At 40.6% G+C, this 23,371-nt stretch carries 21 protein-coding genes; 15 read left to right on the forward strand and 6 right to left on the reverse strand.

Annotated features, from left to right (window positions below; translation table 11 throughout):
- The first annotated feature begins 148 nt into the window (after positions 1–148).
- From CFH81_08485 to CFH81_08530, 10 genes are all read left to right on the forward strand, one after another.
- On the forward strand, positions 149–1,465 hold the full coding sequence (locus tag CFH81_08485; protein ID DAB40224.1) for a hypothetical protein: 1,317 nt from the start codon (positions 149–151) through the stop codon (positions 1,463–1,465).
- Positions 1,465–3,579, forward strand: coding sequence for a type I secretion system permease/ATPase (locus CFH81_08490; GenBank protein DAB40225.1), 2,115 nt, complete (start codon positions 1,465–1,467; stop codon positions 3,577–3,579). Before CFH81_08485 ends, CFH81_08490 begins: the two co-directional genes overlap by 1 nt.
- On the forward strand, positions 3,579–4,748 hold the full coding sequence (locus tag CFH81_08495; GenBank protein DAB40226.1) for a secretion protein: 1,170 nt from the start codon (positions 3,579–3,581) through the stop codon (positions 4,746–4,748). The genes CFH81_08490 and CFH81_08495 overlap by 1 nt, the downstream gene beginning before the upstream one ends.
- Positions 4,749–5,189: 441 nt before the next feature.
- Complete coding sequence (locus tag CFH81_08500) at positions 5,190–6,137, forward strand: ATPase (protein ID DAB40227.1); 948 nt, start codon at positions 5,190–5,192, stop codon at positions 6,135–6,137.
- A gap of 66 nt (positions 6,138–6,203) precedes the next feature.
- A complete protein-coding gene (locus CFH81_08505; protein DAB40228.1) occupies positions 6,204–7,037 on the forward strand; it encodes a DUF58 domain-containing protein in 834 nt (277 codons plus the stop codon).
- A gap of 134 nt (positions 7,038–7,171) precedes the next feature.
- A complete protein-coding gene (locus tag CFH81_08510) occupies positions 7,172–7,594 on the forward strand; it encodes a hypothetical protein (protein DAB40465.1) in 423 nt (140 codons plus the stop codon).
- A complete protein-coding gene (locus tag CFH81_08515; GenBank protein ID DAB40229.1) occupies positions 7,581–8,498 on the forward strand; it encodes a VWA domain-containing protein in 918 nt (305 codons plus the stop codon). Before CFH81_08510 ends, CFH81_08515 begins: the two co-directional genes overlap by 14 nt.
- On the forward strand, positions 8,499–9,506 hold the full coding sequence (locus CFH81_08520) for a VWA domain-containing protein (GenBank protein ID DAB40230.1): 1,008 nt from the start codon (positions 8,499–8,501) through the stop codon (positions 9,504–9,506).
- Positions 9,503–10,351: a hypothetical protein gene (locus CFH81_08525; GenBank protein DAB40231.1), complete on the forward strand. Its 849-nt coding sequence runs from the start codon at positions 9,503–9,505 to the stop codon at positions 10,349–10,351. Before CFH81_08520 ends, CFH81_08525 begins: the two co-directional genes overlap by 4 nt.
- The gene (locus CFH81_08530; protein DAB40232.1) at positions 10,335–11,831 is read left to right on the forward strand and encodes a hypothetical protein; all 1,497 of its coding nucleotides are present in this window, start codon (positions 10,335–10,337) and stop codon (positions 11,829–11,831) included. The genes CFH81_08525 and CFH81_08530 overlap by 17 nt, the downstream gene beginning before the upstream one ends.
- Before the next feature lie 23 nt (positions 11,832–11,854).
- Here the strand turns inward: CFH81_08530 and CFH81_08535 are convergent, their stop codons facing one another.
- Positions 11,855–12,697, reverse strand: coding sequence for a prephenate dehydrogenase (locus CFH81_08535; GenBank protein DAB40233.1), 843 nt, complete (start codon positions 12,695–12,697; stop codon positions 11,855–11,857).
- A 106-nt stretch (positions 12,698–12,803) separates the two neighbouring features.
- Here CFH81_08535 and bamA point away from each other — a divergent pair, with 106 nt between their 5' ends.
- The gene (bamA, locus tag CFH81_08540; protein DAB40234.1) at positions 12,804–15,104 is read left to right on the forward strand and encodes an outer membrane protein assembly factor BamA; all 2,301 of its coding nucleotides are present in this window, start codon (positions 12,804–12,806) and stop codon (positions 15,102–15,104) included.
- 230 nt (positions 15,105–15,334) lie between these two features.
- Here bamA and CFH81_08545 read toward each other — a convergent pair whose 3' ends face one another.
- The 5 genes from CFH81_08545 to CFH81_08565 all read right to left on the reverse strand — a co-directional run bounded on the left by CFH81_08545 (position 15,335) and on the right by CFH81_08565 (position 18,995).
- A complete protein-coding gene (locus CFH81_08545; protein ID DAB40235.1) occupies positions 15,335–16,861 on the reverse strand; it encodes a guanosine polyphosphate pyrophosphohydrolase in 1,527 nt (508 codons plus the stop codon).
- 8 nt (positions 16,862–16,869) lie between these two features.
- Positions 16,870–17,121, reverse strand: coding sequence for a ferredoxin (locus CFH81_08550; protein ID DAB40236.1), 252 nt, complete (start codon positions 17,119–17,121; stop codon positions 16,870–16,872).
- A 150-nt stretch (positions 17,122–17,271) separates the two neighbouring features.
- Complete coding sequence (locus tag CFH81_08555) at positions 17,272–17,946, reverse strand: DNA-binding response regulator (protein DAB40237.1); 675 nt, start codon at positions 17,944–17,946, stop codon at positions 17,272–17,274.
- A gap of 84 nt (positions 17,947–18,030) precedes the next feature.
- Positions 18,031–18,369 carry a dihydroneopterin aldolase gene (locus tag CFH81_08560; GenBank protein DAB40238.1) on the reverse strand — a complete coding sequence of 113 codons (339 nt, stop codon included), beginning with the start codon at positions 18,367–18,369 and terminating at the stop codon, positions 18,031–18,033.
- A gap of 2 nt (positions 18,370–18,371) precedes the next feature.
- Positions 18,372–18,995 carry an acyl-phosphate--glycerol-3-phosphate O-acyltransferase gene (locus tag CFH81_08565; protein DAB40239.1) on the reverse strand — a complete coding sequence of 208 codons (624 nt, stop codon included), beginning with the start codon at positions 18,993–18,995 and terminating at the stop codon, positions 18,372–18,374.
- A gap of 199 nt (positions 18,996–19,194) precedes the next feature.
- Between CFH81_08565 and CFH81_08570 the strand changes: the two genes are divergently transcribed.
- From CFH81_08570 to CFH81_08585, 4 genes are read left to right on the forward strand one after another with little or no spacing between them, the layout of a single operon-like run.
- Positions 19,195–20,190: a quinolinate synthase gene (locus CFH81_08570; GenBank protein ID DAB40240.1), complete on the forward strand. Its 996-nt coding sequence runs from the start codon at positions 19,195–19,197 to the stop codon at positions 20,188–20,190.
- A gap of 4 nt (positions 20,191–20,194) precedes the next feature.
- Complete coding sequence (locus CFH81_08575) at positions 20,195–21,013, forward strand: nicotinate-nucleotide diphosphorylase (carboxylating) (protein ID DAB40241.1); 819 nt, start codon at positions 20,195–20,197, stop codon at positions 21,011–21,013.
- Positions 21,014–21,048: 35 nt separating this feature from the next.
- Entirely contained in the window at positions 21,049–22,005 is a 957-nt protein-coding gene (locus CFH81_08580; protein ID DAB40466.1) for a phosphoesterase, read from the forward strand.
- Positions 21,977–23,371 carry a peptidase M24 gene (locus tag CFH81_08585; protein DAB40242.1) on the forward strand — a complete coding sequence of 465 codons (1,395 nt, stop codon included), beginning with the start codon at positions 21,977–21,979 and terminating at the stop codon, positions 23,369–23,371. The genes CFH81_08580 and CFH81_08585 overlap by 29 nt, the downstream gene beginning before the upstream one ends.

Raw genomic sequence — 23,371 nt, forward strand, 5'->3', positions numbered from 1 at the left:
AGCCTTATCTGCATTAAAACGAACAATATCCTATAACATAATAATTATAGTTCAAACGGAAATGAAGACCCTCGAATATAAAACACCCGTCGAAGTTTTTATGGTAGAATTTTAGGATTAGAGGATTTAGTTTGGGTGTATTGCAATAGTGAGCTTAATTCAGCTCTTTAAAATAGTTTACGAAGGCAGAAGTTTGAGGTATCAGCGTTTATGGATCGTTTATGTCTTGTGTATAGTGTATGCAAAGGCTGAGTTTATTACTATTGATAGCCAGGTCGGAGAAGGGCGTTCGTGTGTCAAGCAGATTTCTTCTTTGCTTCAAGATGCTTATGGACATTATCCAAGCATAGAGGTTTCAAAAAAGATGATTATGGATGCTGATGCGCAGAGGCAGAGTGCGAAATGGAACTACTTTCCGACGCCGTCTATGGAGATCTCGCAAAGGGCGGGACGACGAGGAACAACCTTGCGGCTTGATCAGCCTTTGTGGACAGGGGGGAAGCTTGACGCGATCAGCGACCTGGCGTCGGCGCGTGAAGATGAAGCGGAATATACGTTGGGTGAGACCAGTTATGCATTGGCTCAAAAAGTTTTGAGTGTTTTGCAATACTATATCCAAGCAGACGGCGAGATAAAAGGTTTTAGCGAAGGCAAACAGCAGCTTGAAAGTTTGGCCAAGATGCTGGAAAGGCGTATCGAGGCAGGTGTTTCTTCTGAATCGGACCGAGAGCTTCTCCATGCACGTATCGCACAGATCGATGCGGATCTGATGTTGGCGCAGTCGAAGTATGATATGGCGCTTTCCCAGCTTGAACTGCTTACCGGCAATTCCGAACCATGCGCCATCAGTTTTGCAAAAGACCGTATTGTGAGATACAAAATATCTCTTAAAAAAATGGAAGAAGAGCTTTTGCAAACACATCCTGCACTTAAAAAACTGACAGCCAAAATCGCAATGGCAAATGCTGAAAAAAAAGGTGCGGATGCAGTTATGATGCCAAATATATCGTTACGGGCAGAACATCAAAAGGGAACGATCTACGATATTGAGGCGCAAGATGATACGGTCGCGTATGTCGCAGTTTCATTTAGCCCGGGCGCCGGACTCTCGGCGATATCCAATATAGAAAGTGCTAAATACAGAGTACTTCAGGCACAAGATGAACTCAAGGTCAAAGAGCAGGAACTTAAAGAGAGTTTAGTCGTGGACTATGCGGATTTTATCGCGGCAGCTGCCCGCACAGAGAGCATACGCCAAACTATCGAAGCATCCCAAAGAGTCCTCGAGTCGTACACGCGTCTTTTTATCGCAGGAAAACGCCAGTGGCTTGATCTTGTCAATACTTCACGCGAGGTAACACAAAATAAGATCGCTTTGGCAACACTCAAAGCAGTATGGATCACATCTGCATACAGGCTGGCGTTACAAACAGGAAAAATCGAGTTTGGAAATGAAGGAAAATAATGTTCTATCAAGATATTGAAAGCGCAAAGCGTGATGTAGCGTGGCTTACGCAAGCATGTGCACTTCCGCCGTTTTCTGTTTTGAGGTTGACTTCTTATGAGCTTGAGATACTAGAACAAACACTGGAGAATACTGAAGAGAACACTATCCTTTCTTTATATGATCACCTGTTTGAGAATCTTGGGCTGAAAAGTACACAATGGAGCAAAAGTATCTCACATGCCCATCTTCCCGTTTTGGCATTGATTCCGGGTGAGGGGATACGCATCGTTATAGAAAAAGAAGCCGAAGGAAGTTGGAAAAGCGAAGGAAGAGATGGGCTAAGGAGTTGTAGGACATTTCCTAAAGGTACATGGTTTACCTCCATCAAATCCGAACGTAAAAGTATTGATAAATTGTCCGCCAAAGAGATGTTTAAAACTATCGCATTAGAGCAAAAGCCGATTATTTGGTATGCAGCAATCGCATCATTGAGTATCAATATTCTAGCGTTGGCGACATCATTTTTCAGTATGCAGGTTTATGATCGGGTGATTCCGACGCAGGGGCTATCAACTCTTGCGGCTCTGAGCGTAGGAGTATTTATCGCTATTTTTTTGGAGATGATTCTCAAGCTTTCCCGTTCGTATATTCTTGATCGGGCTGCTACGAGTATGGATATGGCCTATTCCCACCATATTTTTGATCGTTTTTTAAAAATACGTCTGGATGCATTGCCAAGAAGCATCGGAACACTTTCAGGACAATTGCAAGGCTATGCAACGGTGCGGGCTTTTATCTCTGCAGTTGCGCTGTATGTGTTTATTGATTTTCCTTTCTCAATGATTTTTTTGGCGGTCATCATCATGCTTGCGGGATGGATGATAGGAGCGATTGTTCTGGGGTTTTTGATCATCGCTGTTTTTGTCGGTATGATTTTTCGCAAGAAGATAGAGGAGCTTTCGAGAACCTCTACCTTGGCATTGCATCAGAAGCTTGGACTGCTTGTGGAGAGTGTTGAAAATGCAGAAAATGTGAAGGCGAGCGGAGCCGGATGGAAACTGTTGAGTCGATGGAATGCATTGAGTGAAGATGCCATTCATGATGATATACGGATTCGCCATTATAGTGAAATGTCCAGCTATGTCTCAGGGTTTTTGCAGCAGTTGAGCTATATCTCTTTGGTAGCGATGGGAGCATATCTGGTGAGTACGACGGAAAATTTGACTATGGGAGGATTGATCGCGACGACGATCCTTTCAGGCAGGGCACTTTCTCCTATTGCTATGTTGCCAAACTTGCTTGTTCAATGGGGAAAAACCAAAATGGCGGTTGAGGATCTAGACAGAGTTTATGCATTGGAGCGTGACAATGAAGGTGTGGAGCGTCCGCTTTCTCCTGGTGTGATAGCACCGCATTTTCGACTTGAAAATGCTCAGTTTAGCTATGGAGAAAATGCGCCGTCGGTTAATATGGGGGGAATAACTATTGCACCCGGAGAGCGTGTAGCCATTTTGGGCATGATCGGTTCAGGAAAATCTACGTTGCTTAAGATGCTGGCCGGACTCTATAGGCCGAAACAAGGAAAAGTGTTTATCGGCGGTATGGATATGCAGCATATTTCACGAAACCGTTTAAATGAAATGATCGGATATTTACCTCAAAATGTAAAATTGATCTCAGGGACACTTCGGGATAACATTTTGCTCGGTCTTGCTGGGATCAACGATGAAATGGTACTAGATGCTGCCAAGCAGACGGGGCTGATCCATCTGATCAATGTCTTGGCGCAAGGCCTTGATGCACCTGTGCCCGAAGGAGGAGAAAGCGTCTCGGGCGGACAGAAACAGATGATTGCATTGACACGTTTGATTCTTATGAAGCCTAAGGCATGGCTTTTAGATGAACCGACTGCCAATATGGATGAGCGAACGGAACGACAGATGCTCGAAGCGATAGATCGAAGATTAAGCCCTGAAAGTACGCTAGTGGTTGTGACACATAAGCCGGCATTGCTTGGATTGGTCAACCGTGTGATAGTAGTAAGGCCCCAAGGGGTCGTGATGGATGGACCAAAAGAGGTGATTTTGGCTAAATTAAATCCGACAGCTCAGGTCAAAAAACAAGGAGCGTAATGAAGCAAACAAAACATCCGTATCAAACAAGGATTGATCCTCTGTGGATTATTTTTGGCAGTTTGGGAATAGTGATTGTACCATTTTTTATCTGGGCATCTTATGCCAGGATCGATCAGATTTCTCATGCCAGAGGGCAAGTGATTGCCGCAGCCAAAACACAGGAGATCCAGTCGGCGATAGACGGAGTCGTTGAAAAGATATTTGTACGAGAAGGCGATCATGTCAAAAAAGATGATCATTTGATCGTCTTGGAAAAATCACAGGCTCAAGCGGCATACGAAGATAGCAAAGCAAAAGTTGCAGCACTTAAGGCGGCTTTGGGGAGATTGAAAGCCGAAGTCTATGAAAAACCGCTTGTTTTTGATGACTCACTTAAAGAATATCCCGAATTTGTGGAAAACCAAAAAGCACTATTCCAAAGACGTCAGCGTGCACTCAATGATGATATCACTGCGCTCAATGAATCGTTGGCTTTGGCAAAAGAAGAACTAAGCCTGAACCTCCCTCTGCTCAAAAGCGGAGATATCGGAGCTACCGAGATTATCAGGCTTAAGCGGCAGATAGCAGATCTTAAAGGTAAAATTTCAAATACAAGAAATAAGTATTTTCAAGATTCACAGGCAGAGATGACGAAAGCCGAAGAGGAGCTCTCAACCAAGAAGCAAGAGCTGGTGAATAGAACGATTACACTGGAGCGCACAACGATCTCTTCACCGATGAATGCGGTCGTTAAAAATATTCTTGTTACCACACAGGGCGCGAGAGTCCGTCCCGGAGATGTTATCATGGAGCTTGTACCATCGGGTGACGAACTGATCATTGAAGCGAAGATCAGCCCTTCGGATATCTCGTTTGTTAAAAGAGATCAGCCCGCAGCGGTGAAGCTCGATGCGTATGATTATAGTATTTACGGCATTTTCCACGGAACCGTCAAATACATCAGTCCCGATGCACTCGTAGAGCAGAGCCAGGAGGGTGAAAAATATTACTTTAGGGTTTTGATAACAATGAAGCAAATCGAACTTTTGGCAAAGAACGACAGAACAATCGAATTGACACCCGGGATGACTGCGCAGGTTGATATTATAACGGGAAATAGAAGCGTTTTAACCTATCTTTCTAAACCGATTATTAAAACATTTTCTGAGGCATTGCATGAACGATAATTATGTTCATTGAAAGGAAAAAAGAAACAAATATTTATGGATTGATTAGGATATGAAACAACGCTTTTGGCGTATGATACGCGTGTTTGTTTAACATGACTTATAAAGAAAATAGATTTAGTTTTGGGGCCGACATCAAGTATGATCTAAAAGATGAAAAGCGTCAGGTAAATGCGATAGAAGTTTTGATACTCAGGCCAATCAAGGAAATGGGTGTGGAGATCGTTTGTGGATTATCAAAATCTGCTACATAAAAAAGGACCGTATGATGCACAATTCTGCATTGTTAAATTTGAAACAGTCTACGATTTTTAAACGAATATTTCTCAAGAGATTTTCCTTTTTATTTTCGTTTGTCCTGTCTTGCATTTATTTACTTTCAATTAACTTCGCTAAAGTATACTTTAGACATCAATACACCCGAATAGACAGGAGAAAAACGTGAGTTATATTATCAATGATATCAAATCTGAAATATCCAAAGTTTTGGTTGGGCAGGAGAAGATGATCGAAGGATTGCTTGCGGGTTTGTTATGTCGCGGCCATATTTTGCTGGAGGGAGTTCCGGGATTAGCCAAGACGACAGCAGTCAATGCTTTGGCAAAGAGCCTGGGACTCAATTTTAAACGTATTCAGTTTACCCCCGACCTTCTTCCTTCTGATATTATAGGAACAGAGATCTATGATCCTACCAGCAACTCGTTTAAGATCAAAAAAGGACCGGTTTTTACCAATCTGCTGCTTGCCGATGAGATTAACCGTGCCCCTGCAAAGGTTCAGTCAGCATTGCTGGAGGTGATGCAGGAGCGTCAGGTAACGATAGGAGATGAAAGTTTCAAGATCGATCCTCCTTTTTTAGTTATGGCGACCCAGAATCCGGTCGAACAAGAAGGAGCCTACGAACTGCCTGAAGCACAGCTTGATCGGTTTATGATGAAAGTGGTTGTGGGATATAATACTAAAGAAGAAGAGCTTGAAATCGCGCGCCGTGTAGCCAACAATAGCTTTGAAAGCATAGCACAAGTGGCAACAGTTGAAGATTTAAATCGTATTGCAGATGAAGTGATGCAGGTGCATCTTGATCCTGAGATAGAAGCTTATATCGTTGAACTGGTTACAGCTACACGCGATCCAAAAGCCTATGGACTTGAAGAGATTGCTCCCTATATAGAGTTTGGCGCCAGCCCCAGGGCGAGTATTGATATGTATAAAGCTTCGCGGGCAATTGCTTATCTTAAAGGAAAAGACTATGTTTCTCCTATAGAGATAGCTTATATTGCCAAAGAGATATTGCGTCATCGTGTGATTCTCTCTTATGAAGCACAGGCAGAAGATGTTACGCAAGATCAGATCATAGAGAAGATATTGGCCGCAGTACCGATACCTTAGAAATTAATAATTAAGTGTTGGTTTGTATGCGTCGGAGTGTTTGTATCAGCGTAAGAGGGACATGGTTTGAATAAAACAGCAAAAAAGATAATCCTCAAAACTAAAAAACAAGTTTATGGAGAGATGCTTGGCAATAATGCTTCTCTTTTTCAGGGTGAGGGATTTGAATTTTCAGAACTTCGCGAGTATGTGTATGGAGATGATGTACGCAAAATAGACTGGAAAACCACTGCTAAGCTCGGTAAACCCTATGTTAAGGTTTACAAAGAAGAGAGAGAGCTCAATGTCGTGGTGGTTTCGATGCTCGGCGGATCTGTTTATTTTGGGACCGTTAGACAAAAATCTGATGTGATAGCAGAAGTGGTTGCCATACTTGGATTTTCTGCCGTAAAAAATAGTGATCTCTTTTCTCATTTTGTGTTCGCAGATGATTTATATAGTGTCGGCAAACCAAGTAAAAAACATTTTGCTATCCATCAGGCAGTAGAAGAAGTTGTCCGTTTTGAGCCATTAGGCAAAGAAGCCAATTATGCTGCCTTGGTCGAGATGCTGGTTAAGCGGATAAAAAAGAAAGCCCTTCTTTTTATCCTATCGGATTTTGTAGGAGATATAGATCTTAAATTTCTTAGCAAAAAACATGATCTGTTTGCCGTGATTGTGCGTGATAGGTTTGAAGAAAATCCTGACCAATTAGGCTATTTGAGACTCATAGATATGGAAAATCAAAAAAGTTTTGAAGGAGATATAGATGTACAGACACTTAAGCACTATAAAAAAGCACTTCATGAGAATGATGAAAAGCTCTACAGGCAGTTCAAAAAGCGAGGGATCCGGTTTACTAAAATCTATACCGATGAAGAGCCGTTATTGAAGCTCATGAGACAGATGAGGAGGGCATAGGAATGAGAAAGGGGAGATCAGGAATCAGGAGTGCCGGTATCCTTTTCTTTGAAAAGCGTTTATTGCACAGAGGTACTGCAACGCAGTGCACTCTAAAGCCCTTTACCCTTTACGCTTCGCTTCTCATTGTTTTGATGACTGCAGCGCAGGCAGAAGAACAGAATTTAACGGCGCAACTTCGCGATATCAAACCGCTTTTGGAGATACCTGACAGCAGTTTTTATTTTTATTGGGGTCTGCTCGGTTTTGGTCTGCTGTTGGTCGGGGGGATTCTTTTTTTTGCGATTAAAAAGATTTTGGAGAACCGAAAGGTCAATCTTGCCAAAAAGTATCTTGCAGCCCTTAAAGCGATCGATTGGAACGATTCCAAAAAATCAGCCTATCAGGCAACGCAGTATGCAAGGCTTTTAGCGACAGATGCACGCAAAAAAGAGTTGTTTTTTCAGCTTGAAACGATGCTGGAAAAATATAAATACAAAAAAGAAGTAGAGGCGCTAGATGATGAGACGCGTAATCAATTCAATCTTTTTGTGCAGGTAGCCGATGAATCAATTTAGTTTTGAGTATCCGTTTTTACTTTTGGCTATTTTATTTTTTGTCATCTGTGCCCGATGGTGCAAACAAAGATCGCGTGCGATTTTTTTCCCTCATGTCGAACGATTGATCGTGCAAAACTCCCCTAAAAACTCTTTGCTTGAATGGCTCAAGTGGATAGGTATCGTTTCAGCAGTGGTCGCTTTTGCTTCACCTGTCATCACCAAAAGCTATACGAGCAGCAAAAAAGAGGGGCGCGATATCGTATTGATTCTTGATGCGAGTGATTCGATGCGTCAAGGCGGATTTGATGCAAGCGATCCTTGGAAAAATAAATTTGATGTTACCAAAGAGGTGGTCAGTGCATTTGTGGCAAAACGAATAAATGACCGCATAGGGATGGTGACATTCGCAGATGTTGCATTTATCTCTTCTCCTTTGACTTTTGAAAAAGATTTTTTGCAAAATATCATCCAAATGCAGCAGCTTGGTATGGCGGGTAAGCGCACAGCGATCAATGATGCAATTGTGCAAAGCTACAGCATACTCTCTCGAAGTAAAGCCAAATCCAAAATTGCTATTTTGCTAACCGACGGCATAGAAAATATAAGTAAAGTATCTTTTGAAGAGCTTTTAAAAATGATACAGAAACATGATATTAAACTCTACACCATCGGCATAGGCGGTCAACATGATTACGACAGGCGTTATTTGCACGCTTTGGCTAACGCGGGCAAAGGTCAGGCTTATGGTGCGGGCAATGCAGCCATGCTCTCAAAGATCTACGAAGAGATAGACAAACTTGAAGTAACCAAAATGGATAACAAAAAGACAGCAGAATATACATATCTTTATGTTTACCCTCTTTTTTTGGGGATTTTGAGTTTGCTGTTCTTTATCTATTTTAGAAATGCCAAAGGAGTATAGATGAGTTTTGTCTATCCCTATCTGTTTTGGGTACTGGTTGTTCCTTTTGCTCTTTTTGCTGTATTGATCTTGACGAACAAAGAGAGGCTCTCTCGTGTTTTTGACGAGAAGGTGCTCGAAAGACTTAGTGCAACAAAAGGAAGTGTTCCTCTTGCGGTGCGTCATATGTTGATGTTTGTTGCACTATTTTTTATGATAGTAGCGATGGCAAGACCCGTGATAGAAAAAGGAGATAAGCTTGTATCGGTGGAAGGTTTGCACTTGCTCGTAGGGCTTGATATTTCAGGCTCCATGCGAAGCCAAGACCAATACCCCAATCGCTTAGAGTTTGCCAAGAAAAAAATAGAATCGCTTTTTGATGCCATGCCAAGTGATGAGATAGGCGTGTTAGCCTTTGCGCACTCTTCTTTTATGGTGGCGCCGTTTACTGCTGATAAAGAAACGCTCAAAGAGATGATAAAAGGGGTTGATGAAAATTATATCAATATGAGTTCGACTGATTTTGAAAGTCTAGCGGCGCTGTCTGTGCAACTTTTGGAGCATAAATCTCCTAAGATTTTGATCGTGTTTACTGATGGCGGAGACAAGGAGGCTCTTGGAGAATTTGCAGAGATTCTTAAGTCAAATGATGTCGATCTCTATGCAGTGCTTTTGGGCACTGCAAAAGGGGCACCTGTCATCGATGAAAAAGGTAAACCGTTAACACAACAAGACGGTTCAATCGCTATTACACAGAGAAATGATGCACTTTTGGAAGTTGCCAAAAACAGCGAAGGCATGGGCGTGATAGCGAGCAACTCAAAAGAAGACATAGAAAAACTTGTTACTAAGATACGAAGTAAATATAAAAATCAACAACAAGGTGAAGTAAAAATCAAAGAGCGTTCAGAATTGTTTTATTATCCCTTGGGGCTTGGTTTACTGCTGCTGCTGATTGCATTAAGTTCGATACCCGGAAAAACAGCAAACAGCAAACCGCCGGAAACGGGCAACGGAGGCAAAAAATGAAAAAAATAATAAAAGTATTTTCTGTTTTAAATATAGGATGTTTTGTATTTTTGAGTGCAGGTTTGACAGATTTTAAAACTATTCAAGAGGCAAAAGAAGCGTATGAAGCAAAAGAGTACGGCAAAAGCGCAGCTTTGCTCAATAATTTGGATGCCAAATCACCTCAAAAAACGTATAATATAGGCAACGCTTACTATAAAGCAAAGAAATATGACGAGGCGATAAAAGCATATGAGCAAGCGCAAGGCATAGACGAAGCTGTAAGGCTGCACAATATAGGCAACAGCTATTTTCAAAAAAATGATCCGGACAAAGCGATAGACTTCTACGAGAAAGCTTTAAAAATAAAAGAGGATCAAGATACCCGCTTTAATTTGGAGCTGGTGAAAGAAAAAAAGAAACAGCAAGAAAATGAGAAATCCCGGCAAAACGATCAAAAAAATAAAGACAAGCAAGAACAAGAAAAAAACGAACCAAACAAGGATCAAAACCATCAAGAGCAAAACTTAGACAAAAACAAACAAAACGATCAGCAAAAGCAAGACCGCCAAAATAAAAATCAAGAGCAAAATAATCAGCAAAAGCAAGATAAAGACTCACAAGATAAAAACCAAAAAAAAGAAGAGACATCCGAGAAAGAGCAAGCACACCAAGAGAACAATAAAAAAGAAGAGACCTCTTCTGAGCAAACCAAAACTTCGGCACCTTTGAGTCAAGAAGAGAAGCTTAAGGCCGAAGAACTCAAAAGATTGCTTAAAAAAACAGGAGACCAAAAGATGCCCACCTTGATGTACCGGATGGATAATCAAAAAAAACAAAGGAGTGAAGATGCAAAACCTTGGTAAACTCATTTTACTTAGTATCGCTATAGTTCAGTTTGCATGGAGCGCAAGTGTTGAAGCGACAGTTTCGAACTCCCAGGTAGTCCAAGGCAACCCCGTTCAGCTGAAAATAACTGCGACAGGAGATCAGACCGTGTTTCCTGATATCCAAAAGATAGGGGATGCGCGTATTTTGGGACAATCAAGATCTAGCAGTACTTCAATTACATCGGTCAACGGAAAAAGCAGCCGACAAAATCGTACTACACTGCTGTTGAGCTTTATTCCAGAGCAAAATATGACCATCCCTTCTTATGCTGTTGTGGTAGACGGTACAACCCATCAGACAAAACCCATCAAGATCGCAGTAGTGCAGTCAACTGCCCCAAAAATGCAAAATAATGCAAAATTTTCGCTCCAAATCCATGCCGAGAAAAGCGAAGTAACTGTGGGTGAATCTTTTGTGGCAACGGTTTATTTTTTATTTGCAGACGGATTGAGATTGGTTGACAATCCAAGATATGAAAAGCCGGCTTTTGAAGGTTTTTTTGTCAAAGAGATACAGGAGCCAAAAACGTATAGAAAAGACAATCAAAACGTACAAGAGATTCGTTACATATTGACTGCAAAACAGGAAGGCAATTACACGATAGGCCCGGCCAGGGTAGACATTCCGGAGCAAGACAGCAACACAAAAGATCCTTTTGGGATATTCATGAATGCAGAATGGACAAAAGTGACGTCAAATATGATCCCCATCAAAGTGATGGCCGCCCCACAATCAAGCGACTTGATAGGGGCATTCACATTGCAAAGCAGTGCAGATACGCACGAAGTAAAGGCCAATAAACCTGTTAATCTTACGATAAAAATAGAAGGTGAAGGAAGCCTTGAGACCTTTGAAATGCCACCTTATGATATTGATGATGTTACCGTATACAGTAATGACGCAAACGTGCAGACCGATGTGGCAAACCATAGTATCAAGAGTAGCTATACCAAAAGTTTTGCTTTTATCGGCGATCATGATTTTACTATACCTTCTCGCGAGTTTTCTGTGTATAATCCAAAAACAAAACGTTTAGAGAAACTGCAAATACCTTCCTATGAGATTAAAGTCAAAAGTGTCAAGCCGCCGCAAACACCAAAAGAAAACACTATTTTGGATGCCGGAGCGCAAAAAGAGAATAGCATTGGCGATAAAACTCAGATTAAGCATAAGGATCAAAATGAATTTATCGTCTCCTGGTGGATGCTCATTGTCTCTTTTGTCTTCGGGCTGGCAGTCATGTATGTACTTTCGGCGGGATTGCCAAAATGGAAGTATGCTGCCGGCAAAAATAGCCTCAAAACTTCCGAGGCACTAAAAATACTTTATCCGCATATAAGCAAATCTGCCGAAGTGGAAGAAATGGTTCGAAAGTTGTATGCAAAGAAAAATGGAGATAAAAATATTCAAATAGATAGAAAAGTACTCAAAGAAATGATGGAGCAATTTATATAGCTTAAAAGAGAAAAGAAGAGCCCCTAACTCAAAATATGATGAAGCCTATTGGCCTCTTGCATCCATTTGTTGAGAGTGTCCCACTCTTCATTTTCAACCATTGTGCGGCATTTATCCAACTCTGTTTCAAACGCTCCAATAGCTTGGAGTAAATTGGTTTTGTTTTGTCTGAAGATATCTTCCCACATAGTTGGAGAAGATTTGGCAATCCGGCTCATGTCTCTAAAGCCTCCCCCCGCAAGAGCAATGATGTTATTTCTGTCCTCTTGCTGCATCACACTGTTTGCTAAAGAAAAACTTAATGCGTGAGGCATATGAGAAATAAATGCTGCATGCCTGTCATGCTCTTTGGAGCCCATAAAAACAAGCTTCATGCCTATTTGCTTGAAGAGTCTTTTGGCTGCTTCTTGTTGATAGGCGCCACTCATTTCCATATCGCACAGCACAACCACTTTGTCGGTATAGAGACCTTCTATCGCAGCAGTTGGCCCAAATTTTTCAGTCCCTGTCATGGGGTGCGCTGTTACAAAATTTTTGCGCAAATGAGAAGGGATCGCGTGCGATATCTTCTCTTTCGTGCTTCCTAGGTCAATGACCGTACAAGCTTCATCTAAACTTTTCATCTGCTGTGCTACAGCGATAATGCTATCTACGGGAATGGTTAAAAAGATAACATCGCAAGCAGTGATCTCTTCCATGCTATTTGCAACGATATCGGCCAAATGTAACTCTAGGGCTTGCGCGGCGTGAGAAGCATTGTGGTCAAATCCGACAATCTTCAGATGAGGCGAAATTTTTTTAAGCGCAAGACCCAAAGAACCTCCCATCAAACCAAGACCGACGATGCCGATAGTTTTTTCTCTCATGCGATTCCTTTGTGATGTGGCGGAAATTATAGCATGATTTTATGAACCTCTTATTGAAAAAAAGATAAACTATTGACAAAATACATACATTAACTAAAGGTTGACAATGAAGATGAAAAAAATTGTTTTTTCGTGGATATTGATAGGATCATTGCTTTTGGCACAAAAAGTAACGCAGATCAAGTTTGAAGGTCTCTCCCATCTGTCCCCGAGTGTTGCGATGGAAATTGCCGGTATCCATGTGGGCGATGAGATGAGCGCGGTAAAGATAAACGAATCGATTAAAAACTTTTTTTCACAAGGGTATTTCAAAGATGTATGGGTAGATCAAAATGGCGGTACGCTTGTATATCATTTTAAAGAAAAATTAGCTATTGCCAATCTGGAAATCAAAGGATACGGAAGCGGCGATGACGCAGATAAACTTTCGCAGAGCATTGGACTCAAAAAAGGTGATTTGTATGATGAGACGCGTGTTAAAAAAGCAAAACAGGAGATTATTTCAAAACTTGAAAGCGAAGGCTACTATGATACTGTCGTTGAAGTGACAACCGCAGCTGTGGGCGAAAGCAGTGTATCTGTTGTCTTTGATGTCAACAAAGGCGAAAAAATAAAAATCAAAAAAATGAATTTTGTGGGAGCCTTGGAGGTGGACCAAAGCGATCTTGAATTGCCGCTTGCAAACAAAGAGGAAGATTTTCTCGGTTGGATGCCTTGGAGAAATGACGGTGTTGCAAAAGTCGATCAGCTGGAGTATGATGCCTACAGAGTTAAAGATGTGTATATGAAACACGGATATTTAGACGCGTATGTCAGCAAACCATTGATGCGTGTAGATTTTGGTTCTTACAATGCAAAAGTAGACTATAAGGTTGCCGAAGGTGCACAATATCGGGTAGGAAAAATTAGTATAGCACAAAACGTGGAAGGACTTGAGAGCGAAGAACTTTTAAGCAATCTTACACTAAAAGAAGGCAAAATCTTCAATATAGACCGCATGAGAAAAGATATGAAATACTTGGAGGAGGCCGTGGGAAATCTTGGATATGCCTATGCTAAAGTTTCTCCGCAAATGAACAAAAATGCTGAAGAAAAAATGATCAACCTTCAATATGTGATTCAGCCGGGCGAGAAGGTAATCATCAATGACGTATTAATCTCTGGAAACGACAGCACAAAAGACAGGGTAATCCGTAGATACATCTATCTTGCTCCGGGAGATCTTTATAATGCCGAAGATTTAAAAGATTCTAAAAATGCTTTAGGCAGAACAGGATTTTTTGAAAGTGTAGAGATCGAAAATCAAAGAGTCTCTGAAGACAAGATCAATCTCCTTGTTAAAGTCAAAGAGACGGCAACAGGAAGTATTTCTGCAGGAGGGGGCTATGGAAGTTATGAAGGCCTGATGTTTAACACAAGTGTATCTGATAGAAATATTTTTGGATCAGGGATTGATGCAAGTGCAGGATTTGAAATCTCAGAGATTTCCACCAGCTACAACCTCTCTTTTACCAACCCAAAAATTTGGGACAGCCAATACAGCTTAGGACTCAATCTCTATAAAAAAGATTATGAGTACATCGACTATACGCAAGACCAGATCGGCGGAACGTTGATGCTGGGCAGACAGTTTCTTAGAAATTTCCACGGCTCCGTGGGCGTAGGATATGTCGATAATCAATCTGAATTTGCAGACAATAACAATTCGCTGTATTCGTCTTATTTGGACGATGTTTATAAGGAGCTTTATAACGATAAATACAAAAAAAGTTCGGTATATTTCAGTCTCTCCTATGACAATACCGACGATTTTTATACTCCAAGAGAGGGAATGCTTGCCGCAGTAACGACGGAACTGGCCAATGTAAGTGGAGACGATGTGAATCTTACAGCTTATCCTGGCGGATATGGAAATTTTGTCAAAACAAGCGGTAAAGTAGGGTTTTACTATGGGTTGGAAGATTGGATAGACTATGATATGATCCTGCGCCTCAAAGGAAGAATGAGTGCAGTTAGCGCAGGAGACGGTGAAAAAATTCCTACGGCTGAAAAACTTTTCCTGGGCGGGTTGGGAAGCGTGAGAGGCTATAGCCCATATTCTATTTCACCGCTTTATGACCCGAATGATCCTTATTCTAGACGTATGGGAGGAAAATACAGTGCCTCATCATCAGTGGAAGCCAGCATTCCGCTTTCCGAAGCGGCCAAGATGCGTTTGGCATTCTTCTATGACTACGGGATGATCGGTGAAGATAGCTTTGATGAGATCAAGCGCAGTTCAACCGGTGCCGTGGTAGAGTGGCAATCCATGTTCGGTCCCATCAATCTCGTCTTTGCAAAAGCACTTGACGATGAACCGGGAGATGATACGGCCAGTTTTGAGTTCTCTATGGGATCCAAGTTCTAACATCGGTCCAAAAGGTCGTTACTATTCAGGAGGGTATCCTCCTGAAATAAAAAATAGTGCCCTAACCTTAGGCTTAATTTAGAGCCTAAAAAATTTATGTATTTATTAAATCCTCAATTGTAAAATACTTCTGCAAAATACCTCAAGAATTTGCAATTTTAAGTGCGGCAAACAAAGCGTATATTACGCGTTTGCCTGTCGCGGATTTACCTCTAAAACAAAAATAATTTTTAGACTATATTAAGTGCTTTATTTTTTGGTATATGATCCTCGTCTTTGACAATAATGGCAAAAGGTACAGGTTTCTCTAACGCTTTAATTTTTTCTTTGGCCAGATAGAGCGGCTTATCCGAGGCGATTGTGAGCACTTTGTTGGCATAATGAAATTCTATAGCCGCATCGTTAGAGGCTTCATGCAAGAGTATCGTTAGCGTATAGATAAAACTCAGCCAAAGCAGGGTCTCTTTGGAAGGAAGCAGCATTTTAAAATCCTGATAAAGAGGCTTAAGGAGCAGCTCTTTGCCGTGCATACGCAACAACAGTGAGATAAGTGTTATTTGTTCGTGTGTAAAACAATAGCTTAATTCTTGCATGGCGATATAAAAAGCATGCTGATGGGATTTGTATATCGTAAGTGTATTTCCTATACTTGAAAGCTCAAGTGCATAAAGCAGTTCAGTGAGATGATTATCGTTTTGATCAAAATTACTGTTGAGCGTATCGAAAAGTTTTGAGCCAAGCTTGAGAATGCTTTTCCTTTTTCTTGCTGATAGGACAAAAGGTTGAAATCTATCCAAAATAGATACGATACTTGGGTTGAGTGTGCTTGGAAATTTAAAATGATCATTTTTTAGTAAATGTTCCAAGAAAACCCCTTCTCTGACACCTACGCCGCTGGATATGACAGAATTTGCCTCGATAGCGTAAAGAATTTCCTTAAATATCAGGGTGCCTTCCCTGATGGTGTCATACCGATTTTTGTCAAGCATAAAACGTTTAAGATTTTTGGCGCTGCTTAGAGGAATCGCTTCAAGGTAAGTACGATGATCATCAACAGCATAGGTGAAGGCATGCAGTTTATCCAATGGATGAGAGGATCGTTTCATGATCGCTTTGCTTAATGTCCTGGCTGTTCCTCCTATGCCTATGGCAAAAGCATGCTTAAAATGTTTAGGAAGTTTTTGCAACTCTTTTTGTATGTATTCTTTTGCTTGCTGATTGATGATTTCTGCGGGTATTGGTTTGTCAAAAAAAAGTTCTTTTAGCCTCACGGTACCCAAATTCAATGAATAGGTATCGAGAATTTTTCCTTCTTTTATCAAAGCCATATCGGATGAGCCTCCGCCTATATCTATAGTGATTCCTTCCTGCAGAGGAAGCAGATTGCTCGCGGCTATAGCACCGTATTGTGCCTCTTTTTTCCCGTCTATAATTTTTATAGAAAGTCCCAGCTCTTTTTTAATCCACGAGATAAATAGGTTTCCGTTAGGGGCGTCCCTGATTGCAGAAGTGGCAACGCAGACTATTTTGTGAGTTTGGTATTTTTGGACAGTATTGAGAAAAGATTTTAAAGCCAGATAGGCCCTTTTGAGACCTATGGGTTGAAGAAATCCCTCTTTTTCATAGGCTCCTTCGCCTATGCGAACTTTGGATTTCTGTTCACAAACGATAAAGAAACCGTAACGGCTTGTTCTTTCAAAAATAACAAGCCTTGCAGAATTTGAACCGATATCTATAATTGCGGTTCGTTTTGCCATACTGTTTGTTAATCTTCTTCTTGAAGCTGACGGAACTTAAACATAAGCTCTTCAACGCTCTCAACATTGTCCGGATCGGGAACAATACAATCCACAGGGCAAACCCCGATACATTGAGGTTCGTCAAAATGCCCTACGCATTCTGTGCACCGGTCAGGGTCTATAATATAAATAGGATCATTCTCTTCAATTGCTTCATTGGGACACTCTTCCCTGCACGCATCGCATGCTATACATTCATCTGTTATTATCAGTGCCATTTTTTCCTCTGTTTTGATATTATTTATAGGAGTTATAACCGAAGAAAGCTTATGCTTTATTTAAAATATGATTTTGTATCTTTATATTGAAGGGAGTGTTGAAAATACTATAGAATATCGTGGCAGCAAAGACCACAATATTATCTTGGATTAGGATATTTTTTTTGGAAAACAAAATCTATAACCGCGTCTTCTGACAGTTTCTATCGTCGTGATGTCTAAAGGCTTATCCATTTTCTGACGAATTTGGTTAATGGCCACTTCGATTACATTGGGTGTCACCAATTCAGGTTCTTCCCAAATGGCATCCAAAAGTTGCTCCTTGGAAACGATTTGATCTTTATGCATCGCCAGGTGTGTCAATACCTCAAACGGTTTACCTTTCAGCTCGATTTCATTTCCCTGATAAATAATTTTTTCTTCTTCGGGATTGATGATAAGATCTTCAATCTCAATAATATTTGAAGCCCCAAAACGTAATTTGGCTTCGATGCGGACAAATAAAATATCGAAATCAAGAGGTTTTCGTATAAAATCATCTGCACCCAGCTTGAGCGCTTTGATCTCGCTTTCTTTGTCTTTCTGTCCGGAAATAACAATAACAGATGATTTGTGAGAATTGCTTTTGATATCTTGAATAATATTCAAACGTGTTGTATCGGGACCTTCCCAACTCAAGAGTACAAGATCATAATTTCTGATATCAATATAATACCGCCCGTCTTCTAGATTTTCGGCAATATCATTTTGATATCCATGCTCTGTCAGCTTTTCTGAAAGCGTTTTACTTAAGGCCACTTCATCTTCAATAATCAATACCCTCATTTCACAAAGCCCTTCTATTTTTAAGATTTATTTAATAATTATAACATAGAAAGCAGAGTTTCTAAAAATTTTTTTAAAAAATTATTATTGTTCGGGAAGAAAAGACCAGTATTCACTTAAAGCAACGCTGCATTTTGGCAAAATATCCGGTTTTGAAATTTTCAATGAAAGCGTTTGAATATGAGGATAAGCGGAAGAGAGTATGTTTTTAATGCCAAATAGAGCCTCCTCAAGAAGCGTGTAGCGTTTTTCTTTGAGTTCTTTTTCGATAAGAAAAACCATATCGGCATAGTCGATAAAGTTTTCATTTTCATACAGATAGGAAGCCTCCAAATCAATACGTACACGCTGAGACCTATCTCTCTCAAAGTCCAGCAAACCTATAATCACATCGAGCATCAATGCTTCTATATGAATCGTCACGGCTAAATTTTCCCCTCTTCTTTTTTAATCAATCTTATGATGTTGGGTATATGTTTGTAAAAAATAATAAGTGCAATGATCCAAATGGGGGCATGCGACTCTATGCCCGGTACTTGAGGATAAAGCAAGTAAGAAGCAATGATAAATGAAACAAGACCAATTAAGGAAGAGAGAGAAGAAATCTTCAGTCCTTGACTTGCGATAAACCATATAGCTATGGCAATAAGTGCAGGTATGGGCATCATCACAAGCAGCACCCCAAATCCTGTAGCAACACCTTTACCTCCTTCAAAATTCAAAAAGACGGAAAAGCAATGGCCCGCAACACTCAGTACCGCAATGGTCCAAAGTACGCTTTCGGGTGCTTTTAGCACCATGGCAACAAGTATGACTGCAACACCCTTGATTGCATCTAAAAAAAGTGTTGCTGCGCCTAGCTTTTTGGCCAAAACAGGGTTTTTTTCTTTAACAACACGAAGGACATTGGTTGCACCGATATTGCCGCTTCCCGCATTTTTGATATCAACCCCGGCGAACTTTTTGGCCAAAAGATACCCAAAAGGTACACCTGAGATCAGATAAGCCGCAAGATAAAGTAAAATGTTTTGATTAAGTAGGATATCCATCATTGTTCCATTATTTTAAATTTATAAGAAATATGCAATTTTAACTGAATTTTGATAAAATAGCCAGATTGTAAGAGTTCAAAACAGCTTAGAGCGTTTTGTGGTGTAGATCTATTGCTTTGGCTTTAAAGTAACAAAGCGGTCAATAAAGAATCTTCCGAAACGGCTTAAGATGACTAAAAATGAGGGTAAATAAATTATGAATATAGACTACAAGGCTGAAATACAAAGACTGAAAAAAGAGCTTGACGTAACAGTGGTAGCCCACTATTATCAGCGCGATGAGGTTTTTGAAGTAGCTGATATTACCGGAGACAGTTTAGAGCTGGCTCGCAAGTGTAAAGCTGACAGCAATACCTGGGTGGTCTTTTGCGGCGTTGGATTTATGGGACAAAGCGTTAAGATTATCGCGCCTGAAAAACGTGTTTTGATGCCCAAGCTTGCCTGTTGTGCGATGGCGCGTATGATTGATAGCAGTTATTTTGACGACAGCGTCAAATATATGACAGACAGAGGAGTAGCCAAAGAGGATATTTTGCCTATTACCTACATCAACTCGGATGCTTCGGTCAAGGCCAAAGTGGGTGAAATGGGAGGAATGGTGTGCACATCGTCAAATGCCTTTAAGATTATTGAAAAGGGGCTGGCAAGCGGGAAAAAAATCCTTTTTGTTCCTGATCGATGTTTGGGACAAAATTTTGCAATACAAATGGGACTCAAATCCTGTGTCATTGGCGAAGGAGAATGTGATCCTAAAAAAGCAGATATTATTTGTTTTAACGGTTTTTGCTCTGTGCACCAGCTTTTTACTGTAGATGATATTGTGTTTTACAGAAGCAGGTACCCCGATATCAAGATAGCCGTACATCCCGAGTGTGATCCCAAAGTGGTATTGGCTGCAGATTTTTCCGGCTCAACATCACAATTGATCAAATATGTCAATGAGCTTGATCCGGAGCAAAAAGTGGCGGTTGGAACAGAATACAATTTGGTAAATCGAATGAGAAAGAAAAATACTTATGTTCTTTCTTCTACAAAGCCTGAATGTCCCACGATGAACGAAACAACACTTGAAGATCTTTATAGAACATTGAAGTCTATCGAAGACGATAAGCCGATCAATGAAGTTATTGTAGACCCTGATATCGCAAAATATGCCAATTTGGCTCTTGAGCGAATGCTGGCAGTAGAGTAATCCTATGATAAAAGATAAATTTATAGAAGCAATCGTGGCTGAGGATGTTGGAAGAGGGGATCTTTTTTCTCGTATCGGCCACAACAAACAGATACGTGCTTATATTCTTGCCAAGAGCGAAGGGGTTTTTTCCGGAAGGGAGTATCTTGAGGTATTCAGTAAAAAATACGATTTAAAGATGGAGTGGCATACAGATGATGGCAAGCCGTTTAAAAAAAGGGATATTCTTCTTTATCTTGAGGGGGACTCCAAAACATTGCTTTCGCTGGAGCGGTCTATTTTGAATATCGCATTGCACGCAAGCTCTATAGCAACGCTTACGTCTTTGTATGTAGCTAAAATCAAAGAAACGGGCGTTAAACTTTTAGATACGCGTAAAACCCGCCCGATGTTGCGTGATTTTGAAAAATATGCCGTACGTTGCGGAGGCGGCGTCAATCATCGAATGGGACTGGATGACTGTTTGATGCTCAAAGACACCCATTTGAAAACGATTGAGAATTTGGATATTTTTATGCAAGAGGTGCGTCAAAAAATTCCCTTTACTTCAAAAATAGAGATAGAATCTGAGAGTGTCGAGATGGCAAAAAAGGCGATGAAAGCAGGCGCTGATATTGTAATGTGCGATAATATGTCCTTAAAAGAGATCAAAGAGGTAGTGTCTTATCGAAACAGCCATTATCCTCATATACTGCTTGAGGCGAGCGGGAATGTGACGCTTGATACGATCAAAGAGATAGCGCTGACAGGTGTGGATGCTATAAGTTCCGGAAGCGTTATCCATCAGGCAAACTGGATTGATTTGTCCATGAAAGTAGAATAGTGAACGATCAAGATTTTCAAGATGCCGTAAAAAAGCTGAAATATCTTATCGACAATGCTTCTGCGATTACTATTTTGTCGCATATCAATCCTGATCCTGATGCTTTGGGTACAGCATTGGGAATATATGCCTTGCTGCGTCAAGATAAAAACAAAAAAATAGAAGTAGTAAATGCATCAAAAGAGCTGCCGCGTTTTCTTGATTTTTTACCCTATTTTAACCATATTAAACATAAAATGGATTATAATAAAAGTTTGGTGATCTCATGTGATTGCGGAAATGCAGACAGGCTTGGATTTGATGTTGGCGGGAGAGAAATACTTAACATAGACCATCATTATAGCAATACGCACTATGGAAGTGTTAATATAGTAATCCCTGAATATGCTTCAAGTTCGCAGGTGGCGTATGAGATATTTAAAACATACCGCACTATCATCCCTGAGGCCGCTACATGTTTTTATGCGGCATTGCTTTCAGATACACGATATTTTACAACAAGCAGTGTGAACCACAAAGTATTTGATGTGGCAAGCGAGTTGATCAAGGCAGGAGCTTGTGCTGCGGATATCTCTTCTCATTTTACACAGAGACGCCCATTGGCTTCTTTGCGTATTTTACAGAGAGCTCTGGATAGTCTGACATTATACCAAAATGCAACTATCGCATGCATGACGATCACTCAAGATGAGGTATATGCTTCAGGTGCAACGATGCCCGATATGGATGGAGTGGTTGATTATGCAAGATCTTTGGCGACTGTTGAGATAGCGATATGTGCAATACAGACAGAGGACAGTATTCGGATCTCTTTGCGCAGTAAAAATGCAGATGTTTCCAAGATCGCATTGGCGTTTGGCGGAGGCGGGCATAAATTGGCTGCAGGATTTACGCTTAAGCAAAGCGGATTACAGCAAGCCGTAAATGCAATTTTAGAAAAAATAAAAATATTAGGACTAACAGATGAGAAAAGCAGCCAAAAGGACAAATAAAACAAGCGGTATAAAAATTATGGCAGGGTTATTGTTGGTGGCGGGAAGTATGGGCACAGGTTATATATATACGGCGCCGCAATTTGAGCGCCAAGCCCCCCAGATAGAGATACAGGAAAATCTGTTTTGGAACCGAAAAAACCCTTTACAAATCAAATTGACCGATAATGTTGCCTTAAAAGATTTTGAACTTATTCTAAACGACGGCAAAACAAGTCTTATTGTAGGCAAAGGGGAATTTGGCGAAGCGACGAATGAGCAGATTTTACAAGTTGGTTATCCAAAAAGCAACACGCTTGATTCCAAAGCAACACGCTTAAAGCTTCAAATTTCTGTCAATGATGACAGTTTATGGAATTTTTTAAAAGGAAATCACGCACAAAAAACGATTGATATCCATATAGACTATAAAAGCCCCGATGTAAATATATTAGCCAACACACGCACTATTACACAGGGAGGAAGTGCGTTGGTGGTTTTCCAGGCGGAAGATGAAAATCTAGATACGCTTCATATTAGGGCGGCAGGCGAGACTTTTAAGGCGGTGCCTTATAAAAAAGAGGGATATTATGCTGCTTTGATCGCGTGGCCTTTTCTGTATCAAGACAATTTTAAAGCAGAAGTTGTTGCTACGGATCTGGCCGGCAACACACGCGTAGTTCATGTCCCATTGTATATCAAAACCCATCAATATAAGGTTTCGTGGATTCAGGCTACGGATAATTTTATTGATGGAAAGATTACAGATTTAATCTCAAGCGATCCCGAATATGCAGCCATAGAAGATAAATTAGAAAAATTTCGTGCAGTCAATGAAACTATGCGTTTGAAAAATGAAGATAAAATTCATACCTTGGGACGTAAAATTTCAGATGCAATGATTCAAAATTGGCAAATTAAAAAGTTTTATCCTTTAAGAAACGGACAAAAAGTTGCCGGTTTTGGTGACACAAGACATTATTATTACGACAATAAAGAACAGGAAGTATCACGCTCTTATCATTTGGGGCATGATTTTGCGAGTACAAAAATGGCAACAATCAAAACATCAAATCCCGGAGTAGTGGTTTATGCCGGAGATAACGGTATCTATGGCAATATGCCGATGATCGATCATGGTTTGGGGCTTTATACGCTTTATGGGCATTGCTCTCAAGTACTGGTTAAAGAAGGCGACAAGGTACAAGAAGGGCAGGATATTGGAAAAACCGGCACAACAGGATTGGCATTGGGAGATCACCTCCATTTTGGCGTTTTGGTACAGGGGGTGGAGGTGCAGCCTATGGAGTGGTATGATGCGAGTTGGATTAAAATTAATATCGATGATATTTTTAAAGCAGCAAACAAGATAATAGAGGGAAAATAA

Origin of the sequence: Sulfurovum sp. UBA12169 (assembly GCA_002742845.1) — a bacterium.
Taxonomy (GTDB): Bacteria; Campylobacterota; Campylobacteria; order Campylobacterales; family Sulfurovaceae; genus Sulfurovum.